The following is a 25,944-nucleotide window of genomic DNA, read 5'->3' as shown; positions in this document are numbered from 1 at the left end:
TTAGCTCGAAACCCTTCTCACAAGGAAACGAACCATGACCGCGATTATCTCGCGCTCCCCGGAGAGCGCAACCCAAGCCACGCCCGCGGCACGGAAAAGCAAGGCCGAGAAGCCGGCAGTCGGTGTGCCGCCCACGACGCAGGCGCCCATCTCTCCTGCGGCGGGGGCAGCAGATTGGCAGCGCCCGGTCCGCACAGCATTGACCCAGATCGCCGGCCTCCTGGACCAACTCGAGGAACCGGCTCCCGGCTGGGGAGCCACCGACACGCCGACAGAGCTGATCAGCCATGCGGCGCGCCGGGTGAACAACATACTCCGGCAGGAGGACGGCGAGGATGCGTGGGCGAGCTCGATCACGATGTGGGACGCGATCCTCTGGCCGTTCGAGAGCCTGCGTGCCGCGGTAGAACTGGGCGCATTGCGGGGATGGGCGGCGAGCACGTCCGAGGCCTTCGGCCTGCTCACGGCGGCCAATGACCAGCTCACCGCGCTCCAGAAGTACGTGGCAGCTCAGCCGGCGGCGATCCCCAAGCCCTTCCAGGAAAAGCCCCGGCCACCGATCCGGCGCGAGCCGGAAGCGGCGCGGCACTCTGTGAATGACACCCAGAGGGTGTTCTCCGAACTCGCAAACCAAGCATCCACGCTCCGCGACTTCCTGCTGGGAGCCCGACACGATGTGGAGCGCACTGGCAACCACCTGAAAGCCTGCAATGACTTTTTGATGGCGGAATACCTGTGCGCCTTCATCGGTTCGGTGTGTGACCAGATGGTGAACTATGACGTGGCAGGCGGCCCGGCCGAGTGGGCGATCGACAGCAGCCTCCAGACCGACGGGGGTGCAGCATGAGCGCCGTAGCTACTCCCACCAGCCGCGATGCAAAAGCTGCTCGCCCCACCTCACCGGCATCGGCACCTGCCGTCCCCGCCACCACGACCCGGCAACAAGACCGTGCGTGGCTGGCAGATCTGGCGAAGGCACTCAATGCCGCAGCTAATGCTGATTGCCCCCACCTTTACTCTGGAGAAAGCGACCGACTCCTGGGAGTGGCATATGAGATTTCCGCGCGCCTGGCCACCAGTTCCGATGCCGAACTGGATGGGCCAGCGGGGGACGAATCCTTCACGATTGCATCACTGGTAAAGGCCGCACTGCAAGTGCCGGGGGATTGCCTTACCGCCGAGCGTCTGGCCTTCATTGAGCAGGCTCGCGCGCCGTTGGTCGGGCTGACCGACTGCGCCACGGTTCTGGACGGCTGGGAAACCTACCCGCGCACAGCAGCCGCCGCGGCAGAGCCGGAGCCGGAGCCTGCACGGCCACGGGACTGGCTCTCTGACGCTCTGTCCAAGGTGGGAGAGGCCAGGGCGGTGCTGCGGATGCTCGCAGAAGGCTCCGGCACTGATCCGATCTGGGGATTGGTGCGGCTTGCAGACTGGCTGGCCGATGAGATGCAGGCCTGCGCAGACGCGGAGAAAGCCAAAAAAACTGCGTGCACAGACAGCGCTGCAAACATCGCGTGCGTGCTGTCGATCCTGTACCTCGTCGCCGAACACGATGACCATGTGCTGATCCATGCCGCAGCCTCGCTCCTCGAGATGGCCGCTTCCTACTGCGAATCCGCCCAGGAGGCCGGCCATGCCTAACCAGCCCAAACCCAGAAGCCTGGTGGCTGCCATGCTCGCGGACGAAGCAGCGAAGCGGCGGGCCCGTCCTGCAGCCGATGCCCTGGCTGACGTGCCCGAGATCGTGGATGTTGCGGCCTGGTACTCGCAGCATACCGCCCTGCTACACCAGTTCCTGCACCATGCCATCAAGCGTGTGGCCGCCGCGCCCGTGAGCAAGCAGACCCAGCGCGTGATCCATTCGCTGGGCCAGACGCATGCAGACCTGATGGCGCACACGGTCAAGATCGCGGGCCCGTCTGTGCCGCGTGTGCTCGCCCGCGACGGAAAGCACTCCATTCCCTACGAGCGCTTGGCGGAAGCACGGGCCAAGGTCCAGGTGCTCACCGAAGAACTGGCATACCTCCAGGCGCTGGAAGAATGGCACCCGCGGTTCGAAGCCATGTCGGCGAAGCAGGAGGCTCTGGCCGCTCAGTTTGCCAATGAGATCGCCGCACAGGCGGAAGGGGATCATATCGGCCCTGGCCCCACACGCCTTCTGGAGATGGCCCGCCAACTGTACGAAGCCGAGCGGGAGGAACTGGCGCCATGACCTACCGCCCCGCCCCTTCCTCCCTGGCGGCTCGCGTGATCGACTACCTCACGCGCAACCCGGAAGCATCACTCACAGTAAGCGAGATCGTCTCGCGCTTCGTCGGTTTCGCCGACATGCGCAACGTTCACGATCAACTCGTCACGGCCTGCGACTTCGACTATCTCGAGTGGCATCCGCGCAAAGACACCGGCGGCACCTATTGTCTAGGGCCGGAGCGTCCCCCGCCTCTCCCCGAGGACCGGCCACTTCCGCCGCGTCGCAGCCACGCGCCCTCCCCTGGAGTGGTAGAGCTGTGCAGCGTGCTGCCGTTCGGCAACCGAATGGGCTACGGCGCACCGGCGTTCTGCAGGGTGCCGGCTGATGACACGGAAGGAGGCGCGCTTTGACCAGCACCCCATTTCTCGCCGCGGCCGACACCGTAGCCCTTTGGCACGCCGTGGAATGGATGGCCACCGTGGTGCGCGAGATGAGCCGCGAAGGCTTCAAGGATGACGAGGAGCGCGCCCAGTACGAGGCTGAGAGAGTGCGCCTCCTCGCCGCGAGACGCGCGCTTCGCAAGGTCAACGCGATTCGCAGGGCGCAATCCCGCAGGCTGCATAGCCCGGGGCCCTCACCTCTGGAAGCAGTATGACCCCCGACCTCTCCGACGAAGAGATCGACCGCATCTGCGCCGGGTTGACCCAGAGCGCGGCAAAAGTGCGCTATCTGCGCAGCCTGGGCCTGCGCGTGGACCGTCGCCCCAACGGCCGACCGCTGGTCGCTCGTGCTGAGTGGGAGCGCCACTACGCCACCCGCCAAGCGCCGCAGGCTTTGGCCACCAGCGCGCAGCCCAGCAACGGGCCGCGCTGGAAGACAGCAGCGGCTGGGTAACGCAGCATGGGAAGAACACGCGACCGCGCCAGCGCCGCTGGCCTCTTGCCCCGTATGGAAGCGCGCTTGTGGGCGGACGGCAAGACCGTCACCTACCGCTACCACCCGGTGGGCAAAAGGCCGGTGAACCTGGGCACGGACAAGGCCGCCGCACTGCGCAAGGTGCTGGACATGAACGGCCAGCCAGGCGGCCCCGATCCCGTGGGAACGCTGCGCTGGGTGTGGGAGAGCTTCAAGACCAGCAGCCCAAGGTGGAAGAAATACGCCCAGACCACCCGGGACGACTACGAGAGCGCATGGAAGCAGTTGGATGATCGGCTGGGCCATATGCACGTCGGCGAGATCACTACGGCCATCGTCGCCCGCTACATCCACGTGGAGCGGGCCGACTCGCCGCGGCGGGCCGATATTGAGAAGAGCCTGCTGTCTCGGCTCTTCGGCCACGCCATCATCCTCGGCGTCTGCTCAGTGAACCCCACCACAGGCGTGGAGCCCCACGGAAGCGAATCTCGCACGGTGGCGGTCAATCCGGCCGTGCTTGGCCGCTATCTGGCGTGGCTGGAGAAGCAGACGCCTCAGCGACGAATCATCGGCATGGCCGCCGAGTACGCGAGCTTGGCCGGCAACCGGAAAGTGGAGTTCCTGGACCTGTGCTGGACACAGGTCGATGAGGGCTCTGGCGAGGTTCGGACGAAGCGCGCCAAGCAGCGCGGGAAGATGCGCGGTGAGGTGATCGAGGTCATCAAGTTCACGCCGAACCTTCAGAGGCTTATCGACCGCCTGAAGGCGCTGCGTGCTCAACGGGGACTGGACTGCCTCTATGTGTTTCCTACCAGGGACAACAACGCCTACACGGCCCGCGGCTTCAAGACCCTGTGGCAACGGTGCGTTCTTCTGGCGATCGAGGAAAAGGTGCTCACCAAGGAGGACCGGTTCACCTTCCACGACCTCCGCGCCTACTACGCCACGATGCACAAGAAGGACCGCGGTCACCTGCCCGACATGCACAAAAATGCAGCAGTCACAGCCCAGGTGTACGACCGCTCAAGGGAGATCCCGCGCGAGGCCCTTTGAGCGAATATTCCCACGGTGGGAATAAAATAAGAAAGCCGCTACAACTTTCATAGCTGTAGCGGCTTTATCTATCTGGGGTGGCTGATGGGACTCGAACCCACGACGACAGGAATCACAATCCTGGACTCTACCAACTGAGCTACAGCCACCGTAGCCTCAAATTATAACCAGAGAAAAGCCCTTTCGAGGGCCTTCCCCTTAATTTTCCGGCGCAGCATTGGCCGCCGGACGGGGCACCTTGAACTGGACCTTGAAGCGATCCTTCAACAGTTCATAGTACGCCATGGCTTCCGCGGCAGCGGCCACCTCGGCATATTGCTGGTGCTGCTGGCGCGCGACGGTGGGGTCGGCTTCTTCGCGCGCGACGATGCGGTTGACCTTGATCACGGCATAGCCCTGCGGCCCCAGGCCCACGCCGACCAGGGTCGGCAGTGCGTCGGCATTCGCCTGCAGTGCGGCATCGATGATCTGGCGCGGCAGATTCTGCGGCTTGTCGCGCGAGATGGTGACGGCGGCGGTCAGCCCGGAGGCGCTGGCCGGTGCGCTCTTCCATGCGTTCAACTTGGACTCGCCTTCCTTGCGGGCCAGTTCGGTGGCTTGCTCTGCCACGTAGAGCTCGCGCACGCGTGCCTTCACCTGCTCGAAAGGCAGGGTCTGTGCGGGCGTGTGGGCCGTCACGCGGCCAGCGACGAGCGTGCTCGGCGCCGTTTCGATGGCTTCCGTATTGCGCTTGTGCTCCAGGGAGTCGGATGCGAACAGGGCTTCGAGGAAACGCGCATTCGCGAGAGGGCCCTTGGCATCCGCACGCGGCGTGCGGGTGACGCCGGTGGCGGTCTGCACCTTCAGCTTCAGCTTGGCAGCCACCGGCTGCAGGCTGTCCGACTGCTCATACACGCCATTGGTGAAGACCTCGGCGAATTCGGCGAACTTGCGCTGCGCCTGCTGCTGCCGGGCCTCGGCTTCCAGCTTGGGGCGCAGTTCTTCGAAAGAAGGCTGCTTGGGCGTCTTGATGTCGTTGAGCTGGATGATGTGGTAGCCGAAATCGCTTTCCACCACGTCGCTGATGTCGCCCTTCTTCATCGAGAACACGGCATCTTCGAACGGCTTGACCATCGCACCGCGGGCAAAGAAGCCCAGGTCGCCACCGGACGGCGCCGAGCCGGTGTCCTGCGAGGACTTGCGCGCCACGTCGGCGAACGTGCCAGGCGCCTTGCGCACCTGCTCCAGCAATTCAGTGGCGCGGGCCTTGGCCTTCTCGCGCTCCGCGGCAGGCGCGTCCTTGGTGGCGTTGATCAGGATGTGGCTGGCACGGCGCTCTTCCTTGCCGGCGAGGCGCTCCAGGTTTTCCTTGTAGTAGGTCTTCAGGTCGTCGTCGCTCAAGGTGATGCCCGCACGCACGGCATCGAGATCCAGCACCACGTACTCGACGCTGGCCTGCTCGGACTGCCTGAACTGCGACTCGTGGCCCTTGTAGTAGGCCTCGAGATCGGCATCGGAGGGCGTGACCTTGGCCGTGAAGTCGCCGGCATTGAAGCGGGCGACCTGGATCTCGCGGCGCTGGTAGAGCGCGTCCAGTGCGAGCCGGGACTGCGACTGGCCGGCGAACGCGGACCCCATGACGCCCCCGATCACCTGATTGATCGAAAGCTGGCGGCGCACGTTGGCCTCGAAGCCTTCGGGCGTGAGCCCCTGCGCAGCCACGAGGGCGCGGTATGCATCGGCATCGAGGGAGCCGTCCGGCCGCTTGAGCGCGGCGATGGCGGGAATGTCCTGCAGCGTGCGGGCCAGTTGCGCATCGCTGGCGGTGAGGTGCATCTTGGCGGCGGCAGCCTGCAGCACCCGGTCACGCACCAGACGCTCCAGCGTTGCGTAGCGCGCGCTGGCCGAATCCAGCAGCTTCGGATCCACCGATGGCGACTGGGCGCGGATGCGGTCCGTCTCCATCCGATGGGCGTTGTCCCACTCGTCCTGCTTGATGTCGTGACCATCGACGCGTGCCACGACCGGGCTCTTGTCGGAGAAATAGCTGCGGTCGATGCCCACCAGCACAAACGACGGAATGATCAGCAAGAACAACGCGACCATGACGATCTTGGAGTGCTTGCGGATGGATTCGAACATGGTCAATCTTTCAATGGCGACAAAAGAAAAGGCGAACTCTCGTTCGCCTTTTGATCGGTGGTGGGTGCTGACGGGGTCGAACCGCCGACCTACGCCTTGTAAGGGCGCCGCTCTACCAACTGAGCTAAGCACCCCACCTTGAACCTCGAGCCTCAGTTCAGGGCATCTTTCAATGCCTTGCCAGGACGGAACTTCGGAACTTTAGCAGCCTTGATCTTAATCGTATCACCGGTGCGGGGATTGCGGCCCGTGCGCGCAGCGCGCTTGCCCACCGCGAAGGTACCAAAACCGACGAGAGACACCGTACCGCCTTTTTTCAAGGTCTTCTTCACTGCCTCGATCGTGGACTCCAGCGCGCGAGCGGCTGCGGCCTTGGAGATATCGGCATTGTTAGCAATGTGCTCAATCAGTTCGGTTTTATTCACAAGGAGCCTCTTGGGAAAAGAGTGGATGGAATGTCTTTTGCAAATCTGGCGGCCTTCACACGCGCCAAGCCAGCCGCTTGATGCGGGGCACAAAATGGGGCGGGGGAAGGGCTGGCACGGGGGCAGAATCTGCTGTGCCAGATTAAAGCCATCGACTTTCCGGGTGTCAATACAACGGGCCGTTTTGCGACGGCGCGATGGCGGATTTTAGCCTTAATTTACGGGTGTTTCAGAGACCCCGAGGGGTTTTGGACAGCGGGTCCGTGGCGTCTAGCGCAAGCCCCGATTGACACCTCCTGCCACGCACCGGGCAGGTGCGCGGATGGCGTCATTTCTTGACCCGTGCCCGGATCTCCGGAAGCGCCTTGCGCAGGTAGTAGACCATGGACCACGCGGTGAGCACCGCAGCAAGCCAGATCAGCCACGTGCCCCACACACCCGTGTCGATCACGCCGGCGATCCGGCCGTCGTAGAGCAGGAACGGGATGGCGACCATCTGCACCGTGGTCTTGACCTTGCCGATCATGTGCACCGCCACGCTCCGCGAGGCACCGATCTGCGCCATCCATTCGCGCAGCGCGGAGATGGCGATCTCGCGGCCGATGATGATGAGGGCCACGAAGACATCGGCGCGCTGCAGGTGCACCAGCACCAGCAGCGATGCGCAGACCAGGAACTTGTCGGCCACGGGGTCGAGAAAGGCGCCGAAGGACGAGGTCTGGTTGAGCCGGCGCGCCAGGTAGCCGTCGAGCCAGTCCGTGGCGGCGAAGGCGATGAACATCACCGTCGCGATGAGGTTGCGCGTGGCGGGTTCGAGCGGCGCATAGAACACTCCCACGATCAAGGGTATCGCGACGATGCGCGTCCAGGTCATGATGGTGGGGATGGTCAGGAACATGGAGGCGATTGTGTCATGCCCTCGTGGCCGTTTCCGCCGGGCGGCACGAACCGGGCTCCGCACCGCCCTGCTCCGCCGTCAGCGCAGCGCCCGGTAGATCTCCTGCGCCAACTCCAGCGAGATGCCGTCCACCGTGGCCAGATCCTCGACGCTGGCGGCCGCCACGCCGCGCACGCCGCCGAAGCGCTGCAGCAGGCGCGCACGCTTCTTGGGCCCCACGCCGGCAATCTCCTCCAGCTGGCCGCCGCCCACCCGCACCCGGGCACGGGCCGCGCGCATGCCGGTGATCGCGAAGCGGTGCGCCTCATCGCGGATCTGGGCCACGAGCATCAGCGCCGCGGAGTCGCGGCCCAGATAGACCTTCTCGCGGCCGTCCGCGAAGACGAGTTCTTCCAGCCCGACCTTGCGGCCCTCGCCTTTCTCGACGCCGACGATGCGCGAGAGATCCAGCCCCAGCTCGGTGAACACCTCCCGCGCCATGCTCACCTGCCCCTTGCCGCCGTCGATCAGCACCAGGTCGGGCAGGCGCGCCTGCCCGGGCGCGGGCTCGGCCCCTCCGGCCTCGCGCTGCGCTTCCACCACCTTGCTGTAGCGGCGCGTGAGCACCTGCCGCATGGCGGCATAGTCGTCGCCGCCGGTGATGCCTTCGATCTTGTAGCGGCGGTATTCGCTGCTCTGCATCTTGTGGTGGTGGAAGACGACGCAGGACGCCTGCGTGGCCTCGCCCGCCGTGTGCGAGATGTCGAAGCACTCGATGGCGAGGGCGTCGAGATCGTCCATGGGCAGGTCGAGGGCCTCGGCCAGGGCCCGCGTGCGGGCCTGCTGGGAGCCTTCCTCGGACAGCAGCCGGGCGAGCTGGATGTCGGCGTTCTTTTGCGCCATCTCCAGCCAGACGCGGCGCTGCTCGCGCGGCTGGTGCACGGCGTTCACCCGCACGCCGGCCTGCTGGGAGAGCGCCTCCATCAGCGCGCGGTCCACCGGCTCGCTGGCGATGAGCGTCGGCGGCACGGGCACGCCGATGTAGTGCTGGGCGATGAAGGCCTCCAGCACCTGGACCTCGACCGTGCGCGGCAATGCCGGCGCGGACGCGCCTTCCGCGCCCTCCCCCTCCGCCGGCTCCTCGGCCCGGAAGACCGCCGTGGCGTCCTCGACGTGCACCGGGAAGTACGCCCGGTCGCCCAGATGGCGGCCGCCCCGCACCATCGCGAGGTTCACGCAGGCGCGCCCGCCCTGCACCTTCACGGCCAGGATGTCCACGTCCTTGTCGGATGCGGTCTCGATCGCCTGCTGGTGCAGCACGCGCGCGAGCGCGGTGATCTGGTTGCGGATCTCCGCGGCCTGCTCGAATTCGAGCCGGTCGGAATGCGCCATCATGCGCGCCTCCAGCGCCTCCAGCAGTTCGCTGGTTTCGCCGCGCAGCATGGCCTCCGCGTTCGCCACGTCGTGGGCATAGGCCTCGGGCGAGATGAGGTCCACGCAGGGCCCGGTGCAGCGCTTGATCTGGTAGAGCAGGCATGGGCGCGTGCGGTTGGCGAAGACCGTGTCCTCACAGGTGCGCAGGCGGAACACCTTCTGCAAGAGCAGGATGGTTTCCTTCACGGCCCACGCGCCCGGATACGGGCCCAGATAGCGGTGGCGCCGGTCGATCGCGCCGCGGTAGTAGGCGATGCGCGGGAAGCGCTGCCCCGGCGCCTCTCCCGTGCCGTCGCGGGAGGCCACGCCCGTGATCTTGAGGTAGGGGTAGCTCTTGTCGTCGCGAAAGAGGATGTTGTAGCGCGGGTTCAGCGACTTGATGAGGTTGTTTTCCAGCAGCAGCGCCTCGGCCTCGGAGCGCACCACCGTGGTCTCCAGCCGCGCGATCTTGCCCACCATGTGGCCGATGCGCGTGCCGCCATGGGTCTTGGTGAAATAGCTGGAGACCCGCTTCTTCAGGTTGCGCGCCTTGCCCACGTAGAGCAGGCCATCCTGGGCATCGAAGTAGCGGTAGACGCCCGGCAGCGGCGGCAGCGAGGCCACCTGGGCGAGCAGTTCATCGGAGTGCGCATCGGACATGGGCCGTATTGTGGCCGCCACGCCGACGGCCAGGCGCCGGCGCGCTATCCGCGATTCATCCGTAGGCCCGGTTGGCGAGGGCCACGGCCAGGATGTCCGAGGGGTCGATCAGGGTCCAGTCGCGGGCCTCGGGCGCATCGGGCAGTGCAAGGGGGATCTCGGTGCAGGCCATGACCAGCGCCACGTCGCCGTGCGCCTCGCGCACCTGCTGGCCGGCCTGGGCGAAACGGCGGCGCGCGAGCGCCATGTCACCGGCCTTGACGCCGTCGTAGATACCCTGCATCAGCCAGCCGCGGGCAGCCTCGGACGGCAGCACGCACTGGATGCCGTGGGCCGCGAAGGCGCGATCGTACAGGCCCATGCGGTAGGTGCCCTGCGTGGCCAGCAGGGCCGCGCGGCCGATGCCGCGGCGCCCCAGCTCGGCGGCGGTTTCGTCGGCGATGTGCAGCAGCTCCACCGAGGCCACGCGCTCCTGCAAGGCGGCATGCCATGCATGCGCGGTGTTGCACGACATGGCCACCGCGCGCGCGCCCAGCGCCGCGAGCCGCTGCAGCGCCAGCGCCAGGCCGTCCAGCGGCTGCGGCGCCTGCGGATCATGCAGCGCCCGCGTGCGGTCTACCACCGGCACCTGCGCGATCCAGTGCTCGGGGAACGACTGGTCCAGCACGGGCCGGCCATGCGAGCGCAGCCAGTTCTCCGACGCACGCACGAAGAGGCGCGCGAAATCCACCCCCGCCGCGGGGCCCATGCCCGCCAGGATGCCCACGGTGAGCGGTGCGGCCGGCGGCGGCGCGAGGCCATCCAGCGCGCTCATCGCAGCATGCTCGACATGGCCGAGAGGCTGTTGACCATGCGCACGGCCGATTCGATGTCGGGCGCGGTGAAGCGCAGTGCGTCGGAGGCCATGCGCTCCAGCGACGGCCACTGGCAGAACAGGTCGGCCAGCGCGGTCGTCTGCGCCACCAGCTCGACGGTGACGGGCCCCTCGATGCAGAACGGCCGGGCGGTGCGCGCATGGGCCATGGCCTGCGCGACGCCTTCGCGGATCGCGGCGCAGGCGCGCTCGGGCGAGAGGCTGATGCCGCTGTTGGCGCCCGTGGCGCGCTTGGTCTGCACGAAGCGGGCCTGCGGGAACAGGTCGCGGTTCTCGCCGATGAACACGTCGTCGCCCGACGCGGCGATGACGGGCGCGCCATACGCCCCGGCCAGCGCGCCGTAGATGCCGGCCTCGCCCAGCTCGCGCCCGTTGAGCGCGATGCTGGCGAATGCGAAGCTGTTGATGGTGTGGGCCAGGATGCCGCGCCCCTGCGCGCGCGAGTGGTAACCGATGAGGCAGACGCCGTCCATGCCCAGCTCGACGCCGGACACCATGCTGAGGTAGCGCGGCTTGCCCTGGATGGCCTGGGCACGCGCGTCCAGCAGGTCGGGCGGCATGTTGCGGAACCCGCCGTGCGAGTCGTTCACATAGACCTCCGAGGCACCGCCATCGAAGGCGCCGGCGATGGCGGCATTGGCTTCGGCGGCCATCAGGCGCCGCGCCCGTTCGTATTCGGGATTGCCGGCCCGCACTTGCTCGGGGTGGTAGACGCCGGCCACGCCTTCGATATCGACGGAGATGAGGATTTTCATGGAACGCTGCGTGGAATCGGATGGATGGAAAAGAAAGGTCGCGCCGCAGAGGGGCGCTCAGCGCGCGCAGGCGAGCAGATCGCGCAGCGCGCGGCGGTGGTGCCCGTCCCTGCCGGTGACGGGCTCGGCATGCCAGAGCGCATGGACGATCGCCTGCTCCACGCTGTCGGCGGCGGCCTGGAAGAGGCCGTCCAGCAACGACTCGTGCACCGTCGGCACGGCCGGCATGGGCTCGTCGGGCAGGTGCGGCAGCGTGCAGGCCGTGGAGAACGCAATCGCGATGTCGCCGCTGCCGTGGCCGTAGACGGAGCCCGTGCGCGCCAGGCCCGCCGCGGCCCTCAAAGCGAGGCGGCCGAGCTGGCGCGCATCCAGCGCGGCATCGGTGGCCAGCACCATGATGATCGAGCCCTTCTCCGGACCGGCCTGTGCGCGGGTTTCGTCGTCCAGCGCGGTGGCGACGGCCTCGCCGATCGGCGCGCCGCCCCACACGAGGTTGGGCAGCAGGCCGTAGTTGGCGAGCACCAGCGCGCCCACGGTGCAGGTGCTGCCGTGGCGCATCGGCACGCGGCGCGATGCGGTGCCGATGCCCCCTTTGAGCTGGAAGCTCGACATGCCCCGCCCCGCGCCCACCGAGCCCTGCTCCACCTGCAGCCCAGCGCTGTCGCAGGCGCTGCGGTAGTGGCTGTCGCCGACGGCCATGGCCTGGATGTCGTTCAGGAAACCGTCGTTGCATTCCAGCACCAGCGGATTCACCGTGGGCCAGGCGCGCCCCGTTTCGGGGTTGGCCCGCACGCAGTCGCGGATCTGCGCCTGCGCCACCGCGCCCACCGAGAAGGTGTTGGTGAGCGCGATCGGCGTCTCGATCTGGCCCAGCTCCGCGAGCTGCACCAGCCCCACGCTCTTGCCGAAACCGTTGATCACGGCCGCGCCGGCCGGCACCTTGTGGCGGTAGGGATCGAGGGCGTGCGGGTGGATGACGGTCACGCCGGTCTGCACCGGCCCCTCGTCCAGGGTCGCGTGGCCCACGGTGACGCCCGGCACGTCGGTGATCGCATCGAGCGCGCCGCTGGCGAGCAGGCCGATGCGCGGCGGCGCGCTGGGCATGGCGTCGCGCGGGCTCATGACTGCCGGTCGATCTTGGGATCGAGCGCGTCGCGCAGGCCGTCGCCCAGCAGGTTGAAGGCCAGCACCGTGAGGAAGATCGCCAGACTCGGGAACAGCGCCACGTGCGGCGCGTTCACCATGTCGGCGCGCGCCTCGTTGAGCATGGCGCCCCACTCGGGCGTGGGCGGCTGCGCGCCCATGCCGAGGAACGAGAGGCTCGCAGCCGTGATGATGGAGGTGCCCACGCGCATCGTGAAATACACCACGATGGAGGAGATGGTGCCCGGCAGGATGTGCCGCACGATGATGGTCCAGTCGGATGCGCCGATGCTGCGCGCGGACTCGATGTAGGTCATCTGCTTGAGCACCAGCGTGTTGCCGCGCACCAGCCGCGCGAAGGCCGGCACGCTGAACACGGCCACGGCCACGATCACGTTGGTCATGCTGCTGCCCAGGATGGCGACCACGCCCAGCGCCAGCAGGATGCCGGGGAAGGCGAACAGCACGTCGGAGATGCGCATCACGATGCGGTCCCACCAGCCCTCGTAGTAGCCCGCCAGCAGGCCCAGCGTGGTGCCAATCAGGCAGCCGATGAGCACCGACAGGAAGCCCGCCGCGAGCGAGATGCGCGCGCCCATGAGGATGCGGCTGAAGATGTCTCGGCCCAGCGGATCGACGCCGAACCAGTGCACGGCCGAGGGGCCTTCGTTGATGCGGTCGTAGTCGAAGAAGGCTTCGGCATCGTAGGGCACGATGTGCGGAGCCAGCACCGCGACCAGCACGAGCAGCACCACGAAGGCCAGCGCGGCCACGGCCACGTGCTGCTTCTTGAACTTGCGCCAAAACTCGCGCCAGGGCGTGCGCACCGTGGTGGCGCCGGCGGCGGGCGCCACCGATGCGGCCGCGAGCTGCGCGGCGTCGGGCGGCGTGGGGATGGAGGGCGTGGTCATGTCGAGTCTTCGTCGGGAAAGGGATGCCGGGCCGCCCGCGTCACTTGTAGCGGATGGTCGGGTTGATGAAGCCGTAGAGCATGTCCACCACCAGGTTGATGAGGATGAACTCCAGCGAGAAAAGCAGCACCAGCGTCTGGATGACGGGGTAGTCGCGCATGGTCACGGCGTCCACCAGCAGGCGGCCGAGGCCGGGCCAGTTGAAGACGGCCTCCACCACGATGGAGCCGCCCAGCAGGAAGCCGAACTGCAGGCCCATCATGGTGATGACGGGGATGAGCGCATTGCGCAGGCAGTGCTTGAGGACCACGGTGCGCTCGTTCAGGCCCTTGGCGCGCGCGGTGCGCACGAAGTCTTCCTGCACCACCTCGACGAACGAGGCGCGCGTGAAACGTGCCATCACGGCGGCCACCGCCGCGCCCAGCGTGATGGAGGGCAGGATGTAGTGCCGCCAGCTGTCCGCACCCACGGTGGGCAGCCATCCGAGCTGCACCGAGAACACCTGCATGAGCGTCATGCCGAGCGCGAACGACGGAAACGAGATGCCCGAGACGGCCAGCGTCATCCCGAGCCGGTCGGGCCAGCGGTTGCGGTACACGGCCGAGAGGATGCCGATGCCCATGCCGAACACCACCGACCAGGCCATGCTGGAAATCGTGAGCAGCAGCGTGGGCAGGAAGCGCTCGCCGATCTCGGCGGCCACCGGCCGGCGCGTGCGGATGGAGGTGCCGAAATCCCCCTGCACCATGCGCGAGAAGAAATGCACGAACTGCTCGGGCAGCGGCTTGTCCAGGCCCAGTTCCTGGCGCACGAGCTGCACGGTGGCCTCATCGGCGTCCTGGCCTGCGGCCAGGCGCGCGGGGTCGCCAGGCAGCATGTGGACGAACAGGAACACCAGTACCGCCACGATCAGCAGCGTGGGCAGGAGCCCCAGCAGTCGTTTGAGGAAGTAGTTCAGCATGGATGCGGCGCTGCGGTACGCAGCGATGTGGGGAAACGGGGGAAAAGCCCCCCCGCGGCGCGCGGGGGGCTGGGTCTTACTTCAGCGAGATTTCGTCGCTGTTGATGTTGCCGTCGGGCATCACGTACACGCCCGACAGGCGCTTGGAGTGGGCGTAAAGCACTTCTTCCGTCACCAGCGGGATGCGCGGCAGGTCCTTGGCGAGCTGCTCCTGCGCGGTCTTGTAGAGCGCGGCCCGCTCGGAGCTGTCGGTGGTGACCAGCGCCTTGGCGATGGATTCATCCACCACGGGGTTGCTGTAGAAGGCGTAGTTCGCCAGCTTCGGCGCCCAGGACTCGGTGGCGAACAGCGGACGCATTGCCCAGTCGGCCTCGCCGGTGGACGACGACCAGCCGATGTAGTACAGGCGCACCTTGGCGGTCTTGGGATCGGGCCAGGCATCGACCATTTCCGCACGCTTGCCGGGCTCCAGTGCCTCCACCGACACCTTGATGCCCACCTGCTGCAGCTGCTGCTGCAGGAACTGGATCACCTTCTGGCTGGTGGTGTTGTTGTAGCCGCTCCAGAGCACCGTCTCGAAGCCGTTGGCGTAGCCGGCTTCCTTCAGCAATTCCTTGGCCTTGGCCACGTTGTAGGGAATGGGCTGCATCTTCACCGCGTATTCCACGCCCTGCGGCACGAAGCCCTGGGCCGCGAAGGCATAGCCGTTGAAGGCCACCTTGGCGAGCGCTTCCTTGTTGATGGCGTAGCCGATGGCTTCGCGCACCTTCGGGTTGTCGAAGGGCTTCTGCAGCATGTTGAACGTCAGGAAGCGCTGGATGATGGAGGGCGCGGTCACGACCTCCACCTTGTCGCTCTTCTTGAGCGTGGCGATCTGCTCATAGGGCAGCGTGAAGGCGAAGTCGGCCTCGCCCGTCTGCAGCATGGCGGCGCGGGTGTTGTTCTCGGTCACGGGCTTCCAGGTGACCTGATCGACCTTGGGATAGCCCTTCTTCCAGTAGCCCGCGAACTTCTTGCCCACGATGGCCTCGGTCTGCTTCCATTCGACGAACTCGAACGGGCCCGTGCCCACGGGGTGGAAGGCGATGTCCTTGCTGCCCCATTTCGCGATCGCGGCGGGCGAGATCATCGCGGCGGAGGCGTGGGCCAGCGCGTTGATGAAGGGGCCGAAGGGCTCCTTGAGCGTGATGCGCAGGGTCTGGGGATTCACGGCCTCGACCTTGGCCACGCGGTTGAACTGGTTGGCGCGCAGCAGGCGGTTGGCGGGGTCCATCACGCGGTCCAGGTTGGCCTTGGCCGCGGCGGCGTTGAAGTCGGTGCCGTCGTGGAACTTCACGCCCGCGCGCAGCTTGAAGGTGTACACGAGGCCGTCCTTGGAAACCTCGTAGCCCTCGGCCAGCACGTTCTTGACCTTCATGTCCTTGTCGAACGAGAACAGGCCTTCGTAGAAGGTCTTGGTCACGGCCGTGGTGATGGTCGTGTTGGTGTTGTAGGGGTCCAGCGTCTCGGGCTGCTGGTAGATGGCGAGCACGGCATTGCCGGCGGCCAGCACGGAGCCGGACGCGGCCAGGGCCGCGAGGGCCAGCAGGCTCTCGGCGAAGCGGCGGGAGGGAGAGGACTTCTTCATGGTGGACTCCGGTTTGAGGGAAGGAAGGGAGCGGGACGGATTCAGTACAGGTTGGCGATGGAATGGCGCGCCACGAAGTGGCCCTGCCCCACTTCCACGAGCGGCTGCACCGCGGGCTCGTCGCCCAGCGCGCGGATGGGGCTGGGGATCTCGCCCTCCAGCAGGCCGCGCTTGAGGTGCCGGCGCGCCGGGTCGGCGATGGGCACGGCGGCCATGAGCTTCTTGGTGTAGGGGTGCTGCGGGTTCTCGAAGATCGCGCGGCGCGGCCCGATCTCCACGATCTGCCCCAGGAACATCACGGCCACGCGGTGGCTGATGCGCTCGACCACCGCCATGTCGTGCGAGATGAAGAGGAACGCCACGCCCAGCTCGCGCTGCAGGTCGAGCATCAGGTTCACGATCTGCGCCTGGATGGAGACGTCCAGCGCCGAGACGGATTCGTCGGCCACCACCACCTTGGGATTGAGCGCCAGGGCCCGCGCGATGGCGATGCGCTGGCGCTGCCCGCCCGAGAATTCGTGCGGATAGCGCTGCGCGTGCTCGGGCGGCAGGCCCACTTTTTCCAGCAGCCAGTCCACGCGGGTCTGGGCCTGCTGGCGCGAGCAGGTCTTGTGCACCAGCAGCGGCTCCATGATCGAGAAGCCCACCGTGAGGCGCGGATCGAGCGAGGCGAACGGGTCCTGGAAGATGAACTGGATGTCGCGGCGCAGGGCCTGCACCTCGGAGGTGGGCAGGTCCAGGATGTTGCGGCCGCCGAATTCGATGGCGCCGCTCTGGCTCTCGACCAGGCGCAGCAGCGAGCGGCCGGTGGTGGACTTGCCGCAGCCCGATTCGCCGACCAGCGCCAGCGTCTCGCCCGGGTAGAGGTCGAAGCTCACCTTCTCCACCGCGTGCACGCGGCGCTTGACGCGGTTGAGCAGGCCCGCGCGCAAGTCGAAGCGCGTGACGAGGTCCTTCACGCGCAGGATGGGCTGCGCGCCTGCGGGCCGCGTATCGGGCGGCGTGGATTCGAGGGGAGACGGGGCGGCGGCGCCATCGGCGCGCAGCAGCTCGAACTGGCGCGGCAGATCGGTGCCCTGCATCGCGCCGAGCTTGGGCACGGCCGAGAGCAGCGCGCGCGTGTAGGCGTGCTGCGGCGCGGCGAAGATGCGCTCGGAGGCGCCCTCTTCCACCTTGTCGCCGCGGTACATGACCAGCACGCGGTCGGCCACCTCGGCCACCACGCCCATGTCGTGGGTGATGAAGATCACGCCCATGTGCATCTCGTCCTGCAGTTGGCGGATGAGCTGCAGGATCTGCGCCTGGATGGTCACGTCCAGCGCGGTGGTGGGCTCGTCGGCGATCAGCAGCTGGGGCTTGCACGACAGCGCCATGGCGATCATCACGCGCTGGCGCATGCCGCCCGAGAGCTGGTGCGGGAAGCGGTCGAGCACGTTGCGCGCCTCGGGGATGCGCACCAGCTCCAGCATGCGCAGCGCCTCGGCGCGCGCGGCGGCGCGGTCCCTGCCCTGGTGCACGCGGATGGATTCGGCGATCTGCTCGCCGGCGGTGAACACCGGGTTGAGCGAGGTCATCGGCTCCTGGAAGATCATGGCCACGTCGGCGCCGCGCACCTCGCGCATCGCCGCGTTGCCGGCGCGCGCCACGTCCAGCACCTGGCCGTTGCGGCGGCGCAGCGCCACCGAGCCGCCGATGATCTTCCCGCCGCCATGCTCCACCAGGCGCATGAGGGCCAGCGAGGTGACCGATTTGCCCGAGCCCGATTCGCCCACGATGGCCAGGGTCTCGCCCCGGTCCACGTGGAAGGACAGGTGCTTCACGGCATCCACCGTGCGCTCGGAGTTCGCGAAGCGGATGGTCAGGTCGTCCACGGCCAGCACGCGCTGCTCGGGCAGGGCGAGGGGCGAGGAAGAGATCGGAGCGGTGGGTTTCATGGCGGGGCCGGGCAAAGGATTCGGTCGTGGGCGGCGGAGGGCAGGCAGCGCGCCGTCAGCGGTAGATGAAGGACTCGGGCGCCTGGCCCGCGCGGGCCACGCCGCGGTACATGCCCTCGGTGTTGAAGGGCAGGTGGACGTTGCCGTGGCGGTCCACCGCGATGAGGCCGCCCGTGCCGCCGATGGCCGGCAGCGCGCCGTGCACCACGGCGTCGGCGGCCTCGGCGAGCGCGAGGCCGCCATAGGCCATGCGCGCGCAGACGTCGTGCGCGGCCGCCACGCGGATGAAGCTCTCGCCATGCCCCGTGCACGAGACGGCCGCCGTGCGGTCGTCGGCGTAGGTGCCCGCGCCGATGAGCGGGCTGTCGCCCACGCGGCCAGGGCGCTTGTTGGTCATGCCGCCGGTGGAGGTGGCCGCGGCGAGGTGGCCGAGCGCATCGAGCGCCACGGCGCCGACGGTGCCCATCTTGCGGTCCTCGTCGAGCGCGCGGCCGGCCAGCGCGGCGGCGCCGTCGTGGTCCAGCACGGCACCGGCCTGCCGGGCGCGCGCGGCTTCGAGCTGCTCGCGCCGCGCGGCGGTGGAGAAATACGCGGGCTCCACCATCGCCAGGCCCGCGCCGCGCGCCAGCCGCTCGGCGCCCTCGCCCGCCATGAGCACGTGCTGCCCCTGCGCCATCACGGCGCGCGCGGCCAGCACCGGGTTGCGCACGCGGGCCACGCCCGCCACCGCGCCGGCCGCCAGCGTGGCGCCATCCATCAGGGCCGCGTCCAGCTCGTGCGTGGCATCGGCGGTGAACACCGATCCGTGGCCGGCGTTAAAGAGCGGGCAATCCTCCAGCAGGCGCACGGCCTCGCACACGGCCTCCAGGGCCGATCCGCCCCGCTCCAGCACGGCCTGGCCCGCGCGCAGCACTTCCTGCAGGGCCGCGTGGTATTCGCGCTCCTGCGCAGCGCTGATGTGCGCGCGGCTGAGCGTGCCCGCGCCGCCATGGATGGCGATCACGGGGGTGGCGGAAGGGGCAAGGATGGCGGCGGTCATTCAGGCAGGCGGAGAAGGCACGGGCCCGGCGGCGGAGCGTGTGGGATGGAAAAAAAAGGAACGGATGGCAAGGGCGGCGGCCGCCCTCAGCGCGGGCGGTTGCGGGCGCGGTCGGAGCGGGCCTCCGCCTTGCGGCCGCCGGACTCGGCGGAGCGCGGCGCGAGGCGGCTTTGCGCGCTGTCGTGCAGCCAGGGCAGCACGGCTTCGGTCATGCGGGCGGCGGTCTTCACCGATTCCTTGGCCTGGTGGGCGACGGCGCTGGTCAGCGCCTCGATCAGCGCCAGCGCCGACGATTCGGAGTTGGCCGCGTACTGGTTCTCGGTCTGCGCGAAGAGGCACCCGTGGGCGAAGGGCACCAGGGGCGATTGCGGGCCGTCGGTCAGCGCCAGCACGGGCACGCCGCGCTCGTGGGCGCCCTGCGCCAGCACCACGGTGTCGGTGAGGTAGCGCGGGTAGCTGATGGCGATCAGCAGGTCGTCCGCGCCCATGCGCGGCAGCATGCGCGCGCCATACGACGCGCCGCCCACGCCGGCGAGCAGGTGCACGTTGTCGCAGTGGGCATCCAGGCCGCGCTGCAGCAGCCCGGCCAGCCAGCCGCTCGCGCCGAAGCCCGCCAGGTAGATGCGCCGCGCGCCCAGGATGGCCTGCACCGCGGCCTCGCAGGCGGCCGGGTCCAGCGCCTCGCGCGTGGCGGCGATGTTGCGCTGGCTCTCTTCGAGCGCCGCGGCGAACACGTCGCGGATGGAGGTGGGCTTCTCCAGCTTGATGCGCATCTTCTCGATCGGCGCGAGCATGGCCTCGAAACCCTTGACCAGCTCCGCGCGAAGCATGGGATAGCCCTCCAGACCGATGGCACGCGCGAAGCGGTTGGCCGTGGCGATGGACACGCCCACCGCCGCCGCCAGCTCGTCGATGGGCATGGTGGCGGCCTGCAGCGGATGCGCGAGCACGTAGTCCGCCATCTGCTGGTGCGAGCGCGTGAGCAGGGGCCGGGCGCGGCCGATGCGGATGGCGATCGAGACCGTGTCGCCGGAGGCTTCTGGAAGGTCGGACATGGGCAGCGAAAGAAGCGGTGTCCGGCGCCCGGGGCGTCGAACGATATTTGATAAGAAATTTACAACATCGTCATATTAAAGAAAAAAATCAATCATTCAAAGCGTTTTCGCGAGGCACGAAGATGGTGCGGCGCAGCAAAAAAAAGCCCCCGTGTGGTGCACGGGGGCTGAACATGCGGCACGCCTGCCGCGCTGGGGAAAACCCTTAAAAAACCAGCCACGCACGCGGTGCGCGGCCCGACGATTCGACCTGGGTGCCGGTAGCCTGCCCCCCGGGCCTGGATGCCCAGGCCAGGCAGGCATTCCGTGCCCATCACCCCCATACGCGCAGACTTCCGGTCTGGATTCAGGGCCTGAAAAAAAAGGCACGGTGCCGCGCGAAAAGTGCCGGCGGCGGGGGAGGCATCGCGGTGGCATGGCAGTGCCGGGATGCGCCACGCCCACCTCAATCGACGGTGGCGCCCGTTTCTTTCACCACGCGCGCCCACTGCGGCAGCTCGGCGCGCACCAGCGCGCCCAGTTGCGCGGACGTGCCCAGGAACGGCTCGCAACCCACGCCGGCCAGCTTCTCGGCCACGTCCTTCTGGCCCAGCGCGCGCGCCACCTCGGTCTGCAGGCGGAGCACGATGGGCGCGGGCGTGCCGGCCGGCGCGAAGAGCGCATACCACGGCGACTGGCCGAAGCCCGGCAGCGTCTCGCCGATGGTCGGCACCCCGGGCAGCGCGGCCACGCGCCGGTCGTTGACCACGCCCAGCACCTTGAGCTTGCCGGCCCGGATGAAGGCGATGCAGGACGGCAGGCTCTGCACCGACAGCGGCACCTGCCCGCCCGCCACGTCGGTCGCGGCCGCCGCCGAGCCCTTGTAGGGCACGTGCTGCAGCCGGATGCCGGCGGCCTTTTGCAGCATCTCGCCGATGAGGTGGTTGAGCGTGCCGTTGCCGGCCGAGGCGATGGCGTACTGCCCCGGCCGGGCCTTGGCGAGCGCGATGAGCCCGGCCACGTCATTCGCGGGGAACGAGGGATGCGCGACCAGCACGTAGCCCGCCGTGGCCACGGGCGCCACGGGCTCGAAGTCCTTCACCGGATCGAAGCCGGGGTTCTTGTAGAGCGCCGGGCCGATCACGTGCGCGCTGTCGGCCGTGAGCAGCAGCGTGTAGCCGTCGGGCCTGGCGCGCGCGATGGCCGCCGTGGCCAGCGTGCCGCCCGCGCCGGCGCGGTTGTCCACCACCACGCTCTGGCCCATCTGCTCCGACAGGCGCTGCGCGACCACCCGCGCGATGGCGTCGTTGGCGCCGCCGGCGGCCTGCGGCACCACGAGGGTGACGGGCCGGGAGGGGTAGCGGTCCTCGGCGAGCGCGCCCAGCGCGGGGGCGCACAGCCCGGCGGCGAGGGCCTGCGCGGCGCGGCGCCGGGAGAGGGAGATGGCATCGGGGGGAAAGGGCATCGGCATGGCGTGTGTCTCCTGGGTGTTTTTTTCTGCTCGTTTTCGCGCGGGCCGGCTACCTCGCCAGTGCCCGCGCCCGGATGGCCTCGAAGTCGCCGGGCACCGGGTGCAAATCCAGCCGCGCGCCGGCCTGGGCGATCTGGCTCGGGATGCCGTGGCCAATGAGCGCCGGCAGGCGCCGCGCCGCCGCGACCAGCGCGGACAGATCCACGCCCGTGTCGTAGCCCATGAGCTGCAGCGCATGCACGATCTCCTCGCTGCACACGTTGCCCGAGGCGCCCGGCGCGTAGGGGCAGCCGCCCAGGCCGCCCAGCGAGGCATCGAAGCGGTCGGCGCCCGCGTCGATCGCGGCGAGCACGTTCGCGAGGCCCATGCCGCGCGTGTTGTGGAAGTGCAGCGTGAACGCCATGCCCGGCCAGCGCGCGCGCGCCGCGGCCACGAGGCGCGCCACCTGCGTGGGGTAGGCCATGCCCGTGGTGTCGCACAGCGTGATGCCGCCCACGCCCAGGTCCGCGAAGCGCTGCACCAGGCCGAACACCTCGGCCTCGGCCACGTCGCCCTCCATGGGGCAGCCGAACGCGCACGAGAGCGACACGTTCACCACCACGCCCGCGCCCCGCGCCGTGGCCACCACCTGCGCGAGCGAGGCGAACGACTGCGCGCGCGCCATGCGCAGGTTGGCCAGGTTGTGCGTCTCGCTGGCGGACATGACCAGGTTCAGCCCGTCGGCGCGCGACTCGATGGCGCGCTCGGCGCCGCGCACGTTGGGCACCAGCGCCGTGTAGAGCACGCCGGGTCGGCGCGCGATCTCGCGCATCACCACCTCGGCGTCGCGCAGCGCGGGAATGGCGGCGGGCGAGACGAAGGCCGTGACCTCGATGCCGGGCAGGCCCGTGGCCGAGAGCGCATCCACCAGCGCGATCTTCTCCGCCGTGGGCACGAAGGCCGGCTCCATCTGCAGCCCGTCGCGCGGGCCCACCTCCTGCAGGTGGATGCGGCGCCCCGCGCCGTGCCACGCCACCGCGCCCACGCTCATTGCACCACCCCCTTCTCGCGCAGCAGCGCGATCTGCGCGGCGGTGAGGCCCGCCTCGCGCAGCACCGCGTCGGTGTCGTCGCCCAGACGCGGCGCGCTGGAGCGGATCGAGCCCGGCGTGGCCGAGAGCTTGGGGCAGATGCCCGGCACCTCCAGCGTGTGGCCGTCGCGCGTTTCCTGGGCCAGCAGCATGCCGCGCGCGCGGTAGTGCGGGTCCTGCGCGATGTCCCGCGCCGTGTAGACCTTGCCGGCCGGCACGCGCGCGGCGGCGAGCGTCTCCATCACCTCGCCCACCGGGCGCGCCGCCGTCCAGGCGCCGATGGCCGCGTCGATCTCGTCCACGCGCGCCACGCGGCCCGCGTTGCCGGCGAGGTCGGGCGCATCGGCCAGATCCTGCCGGCCGATGGCCGCCATCAGCCGCTTGAAGATGCTGTCGCCGTTGCCCGCCACCAGCACCCAGCCGTCCGTGCACGGGTAGGCGTTGGAGGGCGCGATGCCCGGCAGCGCGCTGCCCGCGGCCTCGCGCACCGCGCCGAAAGCGCTGTATTCGGGGATCAGGCTCTCCATCACGTTGAACACCGCCTCGTGCAGCGCCACGTCGATCACCTGCCCCTGCCCGCCGTTCGCCTTGCGGTGGTAGAGCGCGGTGAGCACGCCGATGGCGCCGTGCAGCGCGGCCAGCGTGTCGCCGATCGACACGCCCACGCGCACCGGCACGCGGCCCGGCTCGCCCGTCAGGTGCCGCAGCCCGCCCATGGCCTCGCCGATCACGCCGAAGCCCGGCAGGTCGCGGTAGGGCCCGGTCTGCCCGTAGCCCGAGATGCGCAGGATCACCAGCCCCGGGTTGAGCGCGTGCAGCGCCTCGGGCGACATGCCCCAGCCCTCCAGCGTGCCGGGGCGGAAGTTCTCGATCAGCACGTCGGCCTCGGCGATGAGCCGGCGCGCGATGTCCTGCCCCTCGGGCTGGCGCAGGTCCAGCGCCACCGAGCGCTTGTTGCGCGACTGCACCTGCCACCACACCGAGGTGCCGTCCTGCAGCATGCGCCAGCCGCGCAGCGGATCGCCGGTGCCGGTGGCCTCGATCTTGACCACCTCGGCGCCGAACTCGCCCAGGGTCTTGCCGCAGAACGGGCCGGCGATCAACTGGCCCATCTCGATCACCCGCACGCCCGCCAGCGCGGCGGGTGTGGCGGGTGTGGCGGGGGCCTCGGGCATGGGTGCCGTGGCCGCTTGCGTCGCTGTCATCCGTGTCGTCTCCTGTGTTGCGGGGATCATGCCCGGCGCCCAGGCGGCCGCAAAACGCCCATGCGCGACGGTGCCATCGCAAACCGGCATGGCTGGCGCACGGCGCGCTACCATCGCGCCCCATGAAGCTCGACCCCGTGTCTCTGCGGCTCTTCGTGGCCGTGATGGAGGAAAACGCCATCGCCCGCGCCGCGGCCCGCGAGCACATCGCCGCCTCGGCCGCCAGCCGGCGGCTGGCCGAGCTGGAGGACGCGCTCGGCGTCGCCCTGTTCGCGCGCAGCAACCGCGGCAGCGAGCCCACGGCTGCCGCCTACGCGCTGCGGGACATGGCGCGCGGCGTGCTCGACGACCTGGACGGCATCGCCGTGCAAATGCGCGACTACCGCGCCGGCGTGCGCGGCCACGTGCGCGTGGTGGCCAACATCTCGGCCATCACCCAGTTCCTGCCCTCGGACCTGCAGCGCTTCATGGCCGCGCACCCGCAGGTGCAGGTGCGGCTGCAGGAGCAGATCAGCAGCGCCATCGCGCAGTCGGTGGCCGAGAACGCGGCCGACGTCGGCATCCTCCACCACGGCGACTACGGCGACCGCGTCACCCTGCTGCCCTACCGCGAGGACGAACTGGTGCTGGTGGCGCCGCGCGGCCACCCGCTCGCGCGGCGGCGCAGCGTGCGGCTGGCCGAGGCCCTGCCCTGCGACCTCGTGGGCCTGCACCCGGGCAGCGCCATCAACAACCTGCTCATCCGCGCGGCCGCCGAGGCGCAGATGCCGCTGCGGCTGCGCATGCAGGTGACCAGCTACGACGCGCTGTGCCTCATGGTGTCTGCCGGCCTCGGCGTGGGCGTGCTGCCGCGCGGCAGCGCGCGGCTCTACCAGGGCAGCCTGCCGCTGCGCACCGTGTCGCTCGCCGAGCCCTGGGCGCGGCGGCGGCTGGCGCTGTGCGTGCGCTCGGTGGAGGCGCTCTCCAGCGTGGCGCGGCTGCTCGTGGACCACCTGCGCCCCGCCCCGCCGCCGGAGGCCGCGCCATGACCGCGCCCACCCGCCCCCTGCTCTGGGACATCTTCTGCCAGGTCATCGACAACTTCGGCGACATCGGCGTGTGCTGGCGGCTCTCGGCCCAGCTCGGCGCGCTCGGCCACCGCGTGCGGCTGTGGACCGACGACGCCTCGGCCCTCGCCTGGATGGCGCCCGGCGGCGCGCCCGGCGTCGAGGTGCTGCCCTGGCCCCGCACCGCACCGCCGGGCGGCCCGGGCGACGTGCTCATCGAGGCCTTCGGCTGCGAGATTGCTCCTGAATTCATAGCTAACAACGTAGCAAATACGGCGACACCGGCGCCAAAACCCTTGTGGATCAACCTGGAATACCTCTCCGCCGAGGGCTACGTGGAGCGCAGCCACCGCCTGCCCTCCCCCATCTTCTCGGGCCCGGCGGCGGGCCGCACCCGCTGGTTCTTCTACCCCGGCTTCACCCCGCGCACCGGCGGCCTGCTGCGCGAGCCCGGCCTGCCCGATCCCGCCAGCCACGAGGCGCAGGCCGGGCGCGCGGACTGGCGCGCGCGCCACGGCGTGGGGCCGGAGGATCTGGCCGTGTCGCTCTTTTGCTACGAGCCCGCCGGCCTGCCCGGCCTGCTGGCCCAGCTCGCGCGGCGGCCCGGCGCGCGCCTGCTCGCCACCCCCGGGCGCGCCACGGCGGCCGTCCGGGCGGCCCTGGAGGCGCCTCCGGGCAGTTTTGCAGGCGATTCAGCCCCCACGTCGCCGTCTTTCCTCAATAGTTTGCTATCAATTTCATACCTGCAGCCCTGCCCCCAGCCCGGCTTCGACGCCATGCTGCGGGCCTGCGACTTCAACGGCGTGCGCGGCGAGGACTCGCTGGTGCGCGCCCTCTGGGCCGGCCAGCCCTTCGTGTGGCACATCTATCCGCAGGACGACGGCGCCCACCACGCCAAGCTCGATGCCTTCCTCGGCTGGCTGCAGGCGCCGCCGTCGCTGCGGCGCTTTCACCACGTGTGGAACGGCATCGAAGCCGCGGCGCCCCTGCCCGCGCTGACCGCCGCCACCCTGGGCGAATGGCGCGAATGCATCCTGGCCGCCCGGGCCCGGCTGCTCGCGCAGGACGACCTCGTGACGCAGTTGCTCGGGTTCGTGCGCGAAAAAAGCTAAAATCCGGGGCTTTGCGCCAAACAAGGCCGCACGCCCTTGCCGTGCCGGCCGGCGCATCCCCCCGCCGCGGAACATGCGCCGGCGCCCACCACTTGCCGCACGCACCGT

At 69.2% G+C, this 25,944-nt stretch carries 25 protein-coding genes and 2 tRNA genes; 9 read left to right on the top strand and 18 right to left on the bottom strand.

Annotated elements, in window-relative coordinates; translation table 11 throughout:
• Positions 1-34 precede the first annotated feature (34 nt).
• Genes AX018_RS06145 through AX018_RS25415 form a run of 7 tightly spaced genes read left to right on the top strand, consistent with a single transcriptional unit; the run spans position 35 to position 4,159 of the window.
• Entirely contained in the window at positions 35-847 is an 813-nt protein-coding gene (locus AX018_RS06145) for a hypothetical protein (protein WP_146749233.1), read from the top strand.
• Entirely contained in the window at positions 844-1,641 is a 798-nt protein-coding gene (locus AX018_RS06140; protein ID WP_146749232.1) for a hypothetical protein, read from the top strand. Before AX018_RS06145 ends, AX018_RS06140 begins: the two co-directional genes overlap by 4 nt.
• Positions 1,634-2,212: a hypothetical protein gene (locus tag AX018_RS06135; protein ID WP_146749231.1), complete on the top strand. Its 579-nt coding sequence runs from the start codon at positions 1,634-1,636 to the stop codon at positions 2,210-2,212. The genes AX018_RS06140 and AX018_RS06135 overlap by 8 nt, the downstream gene beginning before the upstream one ends.
• The gene (locus AX018_RS24645) at positions 2,209-2,601 is read left to right on the top strand and encodes a hypothetical protein (RefSeq protein WP_146749230.1); all 393 of its coding nucleotides are present in this window, start codon (positions 2,209-2,211) and stop codon (positions 2,599-2,601) included. Before AX018_RS06135 ends, AX018_RS24645 begins: the two co-directional genes overlap by 4 nt.
• Entirely contained in the window at positions 2,598-2,846 is a 249-nt protein-coding gene (locus AX018_RS06130; protein ID WP_146749229.1) for a hypothetical protein, read from the top strand. Before AX018_RS24645 ends, AX018_RS06130 begins: the two co-directional genes overlap by 4 nt.
• Complete coding sequence (locus AX018_RS06125) at positions 2,843-3,085, top strand: DUF4224 domain-containing protein (protein WP_111876413.1); 243 nt, start codon at positions 2,843-2,845, stop codon at positions 3,083-3,085. The genes AX018_RS06130 and AX018_RS06125 overlap by 4 nt, the downstream gene beginning before the upstream one ends.
• A gap of 54 nt (positions 3,086-3,139) precedes the next feature.
• Positions 3,140-4,159, top strand: coding sequence for a tyrosine-type recombinase/integrase (locus AX018_RS25415; RefSeq protein ID WP_245951456.1), 1,020 nt, complete (start codon positions 3,140-3,142; stop codon positions 4,157-4,159).
• 73 nt (positions 4,160-4,232) lie between these two features.
• Here the strand turns inward: AX018_RS25415 and AX018_RS06115 are convergent.
• From AX018_RS06115 to AX018_RS06030, 18 genes are all read right to left on the bottom strand, one after another.
• Positions 4,233-4,308 (bottom strand) — tRNA-His (locus tag AX018_RS06115).
• Positions 4,309-4,357: 49 nt separating this feature from the next.
• Entirely contained in the window at positions 4,358-6,280 is a 1,923-nt protein-coding gene (locus tag AX018_RS06110) for a SurA N-terminal domain-containing protein (RefSeq protein WP_111876411.1), read from the bottom strand.
• A gap of 58 nt (positions 6,281-6,338) precedes the next feature.
• Positions 6,339-6,414, bottom strand: a tRNA-Val gene (locus tag AX018_RS06105).
• 18 nt (positions 6,415-6,432) lie between these two features.
• The gene (locus tag AX018_RS06100; RefSeq protein ID WP_007858657.1) at positions 6,433-6,705 is read right to left on the bottom strand and encodes an HU family DNA-binding protein; all 273 of its coding nucleotides are present in this window, start codon (positions 6,703-6,705) and stop codon (positions 6,433-6,435) included.
• A gap of 328 nt (positions 6,706-7,033) precedes the next feature.
• Complete coding sequence (gene pgsA / locus AX018_RS06095; protein ID WP_111876410.1) at positions 7,034-7,603, bottom strand: CDP-diacylglycerol--glycerol-3-phosphate 3-phosphatidyltransferase; 570 nt, start codon at positions 7,601-7,603, stop codon at positions 7,034-7,036.
• Positions 7,604-7,681: 78 nt separating this feature from the next.
• Positions 7,682-9,655 carry an excinuclease ABC subunit UvrC gene (gene uvrC / locus AX018_RS06090; protein WP_111876409.1) on the bottom strand — a complete coding sequence of 658 codons (1,974 nt, stop codon included), beginning with the start codon at positions 9,653-9,655 and terminating at the stop codon, positions 7,682-7,684.
• Positions 9,656-9,710: 55 nt separating this feature from the next.
• Positions 9,711-10,469, bottom strand: a complete 759-nt coding sequence (locus AX018_RS06085; RefSeq protein ID WP_111876408.1) for an aspartate/glutamate racemase family protein — start codon at positions 10,467-10,469, stop codon at positions 9,711-9,713.
• Positions 10,466-11,284 (bottom strand): M55 family metallopeptidase, encoded by an 819-nt coding sequence (locus AX018_RS06080; protein ID WP_111876407.1) that lies wholly within the window; start codon positions 11,282-11,284, stop codon positions 10,466-10,468. Before AX018_RS06080 ends, AX018_RS06085 begins: the two co-directional genes overlap by 4 nt.
• Positions 11,285-11,341: 57 nt before the next feature.
• A complete protein-coding gene (locus tag AX018_RS06075; protein ID WP_415841999.1) occupies positions 11,342-12,406 on the bottom strand; it encodes a DmpA family aminopeptidase in 1,065 nt (354 codons plus the stop codon).
• The gene (gene gsiD / locus AX018_RS06070; RefSeq protein WP_111876406.1) at positions 12,403-13,338 is read right to left on the bottom strand and encodes a glutathione ABC transporter permease GsiD; all 936 of its coding nucleotides are present in this window, start codon (positions 13,336-13,338) and stop codon (positions 12,403-12,405) included. Before gsiD ends, AX018_RS06075 begins: the two co-directional genes overlap by 4 nt.
• A gap of 40 nt (positions 13,339-13,378) precedes the next feature.
• Positions 13,379-14,299: a glutathione ABC transporter permease GsiC gene (gsiC, locus tag AX018_RS06065; RefSeq protein ID WP_111876405.1), complete on the bottom strand. Its 921-nt coding sequence runs from the start codon at positions 14,297-14,299 to the stop codon at positions 13,379-13,381.
• 76 nt (positions 14,300-14,375) lie between these two features.
• Positions 14,376-15,926, bottom strand: a complete 1,551-nt coding sequence (gene gsiB / locus AX018_RS06060; protein ID WP_111876404.1) for a glutathione ABC transporter substrate-binding protein GsiB — start codon at positions 15,924-15,926, stop codon at positions 14,376-14,378.
• Between the two features lie 41 nt (positions 15,927-15,967).
• The gene (locus AX018_RS06055) at positions 15,968-17,860 is read right to left on the bottom strand and encodes a dipeptide ABC transporter ATP-binding protein (protein ID WP_111876403.1); all 1,893 of its coding nucleotides are present in this window, start codon (positions 17,858-17,860) and stop codon (positions 15,968-15,970) included.
• Between the two features lie 55 nt (positions 17,861-17,915).
• Entirely contained in the window at positions 17,916-18,899 is a 984-nt protein-coding gene (locus AX018_RS06050; RefSeq protein ID WP_111876402.1) for an isoaspartyl peptidase/L-asparaginase family protein, read from the bottom strand.
• A gap of 86 nt (positions 18,900-18,985) precedes the next feature.
• Positions 18,986-19,954 (bottom strand): MurR/RpiR family transcriptional regulator, encoded by a 969-nt coding sequence (locus AX018_RS06045; RefSeq protein WP_111876401.1) that lies wholly within the window; start codon positions 19,952-19,954, stop codon positions 18,986-18,988.
• A gap of 445 nt (positions 19,955-20,399) precedes the next feature.
• A complete protein-coding gene (locus AX018_RS06040; RefSeq protein WP_415841998.1) occupies positions 20,400-21,404 on the bottom strand; it encodes a tripartite tricarboxylate transporter substrate binding protein in 1,005 nt (334 codons plus the stop codon).
• A gap of 49 nt (positions 21,405-21,453) precedes the next feature.
• On the bottom strand, positions 21,454-22,434 hold the full coding sequence (locus tag AX018_RS06035) for a hydroxymethylglutaryl-CoA lyase (protein ID WP_111876399.1): 981 nt from the start codon (positions 22,432-22,434) through the stop codon (positions 21,454-21,456).
• The gene (locus tag AX018_RS06030) at positions 22,431-23,678 is read right to left on the bottom strand and encodes a CaiB/BaiF CoA transferase family protein (RefSeq protein WP_211322381.1); all 1,248 of its coding nucleotides are present in this window, start codon (positions 23,676-23,678) and stop codon (positions 22,431-22,433) included. Before AX018_RS06030 ends, AX018_RS06035 begins: the two co-directional genes overlap by 4 nt.
• 122 nt (positions 23,679-23,800) lie before the next feature.
• On the opposite strand from AX018_RS06030, the gene AX018_RS06025 reads away from it, so the two are divergent.
• Both AX018_RS06025 and earP read left to right on the top strand, forming a co-directional pair.
• Positions 23,801-24,706, top strand: a complete 906-nt coding sequence (locus AX018_RS06025; protein ID WP_111876398.1) for a LysR family transcriptional regulator — start codon at positions 23,801-23,803, stop codon at positions 24,704-24,706.
• Entirely contained in the window at positions 24,703-25,836 is a 1,134-nt protein-coding gene (earP, locus tag AX018_RS06020; RefSeq protein ID WP_111876397.1) for an elongation factor P maturation arginine rhamnosyltransferase EarP, read from the top strand. The genes AX018_RS06025 and earP overlap by 4 nt, the downstream gene beginning before the upstream one ends.
• The last annotated feature ends 108 nt before the right edge of the window (positions 25,837-25,944 follow it).

The sequence above is a fragment of the Paracidovorax anthurii genome (assembly GCF_003269065.1).
Lineage (GTDB): Bacteria > Pseudomonadota > Gammaproteobacteria > Burkholderiales > Burkholderiaceae_C > Paracidovorax > Paracidovorax anthurii.
Note: the sequence above shows the minus strand (reverse complement) of the source record. Positions and strands in the feature narration are given on the sequence as shown.

What these genes read in the sequence shown, in the direction of transcription:
- AX018_RS06145 (WP_146749233.1), top strand. Translation starts at nt 35, where the DNA reads ATGACCGCGATTATCTCGCGCTCCCCGGAGAGCGCAACCCAAGCCACG.
- AX018_RS06140 (WP_146749232.1), top strand. Translation starts at nt 844, where the DNA reads ATGAGCGCCGTAGCTACTCCCACCAGCCGCGATGCAAAAGCTGCTCGC.
- AX018_RS06135 (WP_146749231.1), top strand. Translation starts at nt 1,634, where the DNA reads ATGCCTAACCAGCCCAAACCCAGAAGCCTGGTGGCTGCCATGCTCGCG.
- AX018_RS24645 (WP_146749230.1), top strand. Translation starts at nt 2,209, where the DNA reads ATGACCTACCGCCCCGCCCCTTCCTCCCTGGCGGCTCGCGTGATCGAC.
- AX018_RS06125 (WP_111876413.1), top strand. Translation starts at nt 2,843, where the DNA reads ATGACCCCCGACCTCTCCGACGAAGAGATCGACCGCATCTGCGCCGGG.
- AX018_RS25415 (WP_245951456.1), top strand. Translation starts at nt 3,140, where the DNA reads ATGGAAGCGCGCTTGTGGGCGGACGGCAAGACCGTCACCTACCGCTAC.
- AX018_RS06110 (WP_111876411.1), bottom strand. Translation starts at nt 6,280, where the DNA reads ATGTTCGAATCCATCCGCAAGCACTCCAAGATCGTCATGGTCGCGTTG.
- pgsA (WP_111876410.1), bottom strand. Translation starts at nt 7,603, where the DNA reads ATGTTCCTGACCATCCCCACCATCATGACCTGGACGCGCATCGTCGCG.
- uvrC (WP_111876409.1), bottom strand. Translation starts at nt 9,655, where the DNA reads ATGTCCGATGCGCACTCCGATGAACTGCTCGCCCAGGTGGCCTCGCTG.
- AX018_RS06085 (WP_111876408.1), bottom strand. Translation starts at nt 10,469, where the DNA reads ATGAGCGCGCTGGATGGCCTCGCGCCGCCGCCGGCCGCACCGCTCACC.
- AX018_RS06080 (WP_111876407.1), bottom strand. Translation starts at nt 11,284, where the DNA reads ATGAAAATCCTCATCTCCGTCGATATCGAAGGCGTGGCCGGCGTCTAC.
- AX018_RS06075 (WP_415841999.1), bottom strand. Translation starts at nt 12,406, where the DNA reads ATGAGCCCGCGCGACGCCATGCCCAGCGCGCCGCCGCGCATCGGCCTG.
- gsiD (WP_111876406.1), bottom strand. Translation starts at nt 13,338, where the DNA reads ATGACCACGCCCTCCATCCCCACGCCGCCCGACGCCGCGCAGCTCGCG.
- gsiC (WP_111876405.1), bottom strand. Translation starts at nt 14,299, where the DNA reads ATGCTGAACTACTTCCTCAAACGACTGCTGGGGCTCCTGCCCACGCTG.
- gsiB (WP_111876404.1), bottom strand. Translation starts at nt 15,926, where the DNA reads ATGAAGAAGTCCTCTCCCTCCCGCCGCTTCGCCGAGAGCCTGCTGGCC.
- AX018_RS06055 (WP_111876403.1), bottom strand. Translation starts at nt 17,860, where the DNA reads ATGAAACCCACCGCTCCGATCTCTTCCTCGCCCCTCGCCCTGCCCGAG.
- AX018_RS06050 (WP_111876402.1), bottom strand. Translation starts at nt 18,899, where the DNA reads ATGACCGCCGCCATCCTTGCCCCTTCCGCCACCCCCGTGATCGCCATC.
- AX018_RS06045 (WP_111876401.1), bottom strand. Translation starts at nt 19,954, where the DNA reads ATGTCCGACCTTCCAGAAGCCTCCGGCGACACGGTCTCGATCGCCATC.
- AX018_RS06040 (WP_415841998.1), bottom strand. Translation starts at nt 21,404, where the DNA reads ATGCCGATGCCCTTTCCCCCCGATGCCATCTCCCTCTCCCGGCGCCGC.
- AX018_RS06035 (WP_111876399.1), bottom strand. Translation starts at nt 22,434, where the DNA reads ATGAGCGTGGGCGCGGTGGCGTGGCACGGCGCGGGGCGCCGCATCCAC.
- AX018_RS06030 (WP_211322381.1), bottom strand. Translation starts at nt 23,678, where the DNA reads ATGACAGCGACGCAAGCGGCCACGGCACCCATGCCCGAGGCCCCCGCC.
- AX018_RS06025 (WP_111876398.1), top strand. Translation starts at nt 23,801, where the DNA reads ATGAAGCTCGACCCCGTGTCTCTGCGGCTCTTCGTGGCCGTGATGGAG.
- earP (WP_111876397.1), top strand. Translation starts at nt 24,703, where the DNA reads ATGACCGCGCCCACCCGCCCCCTGCTCTGGGACATCTTCTGCCAGGTC.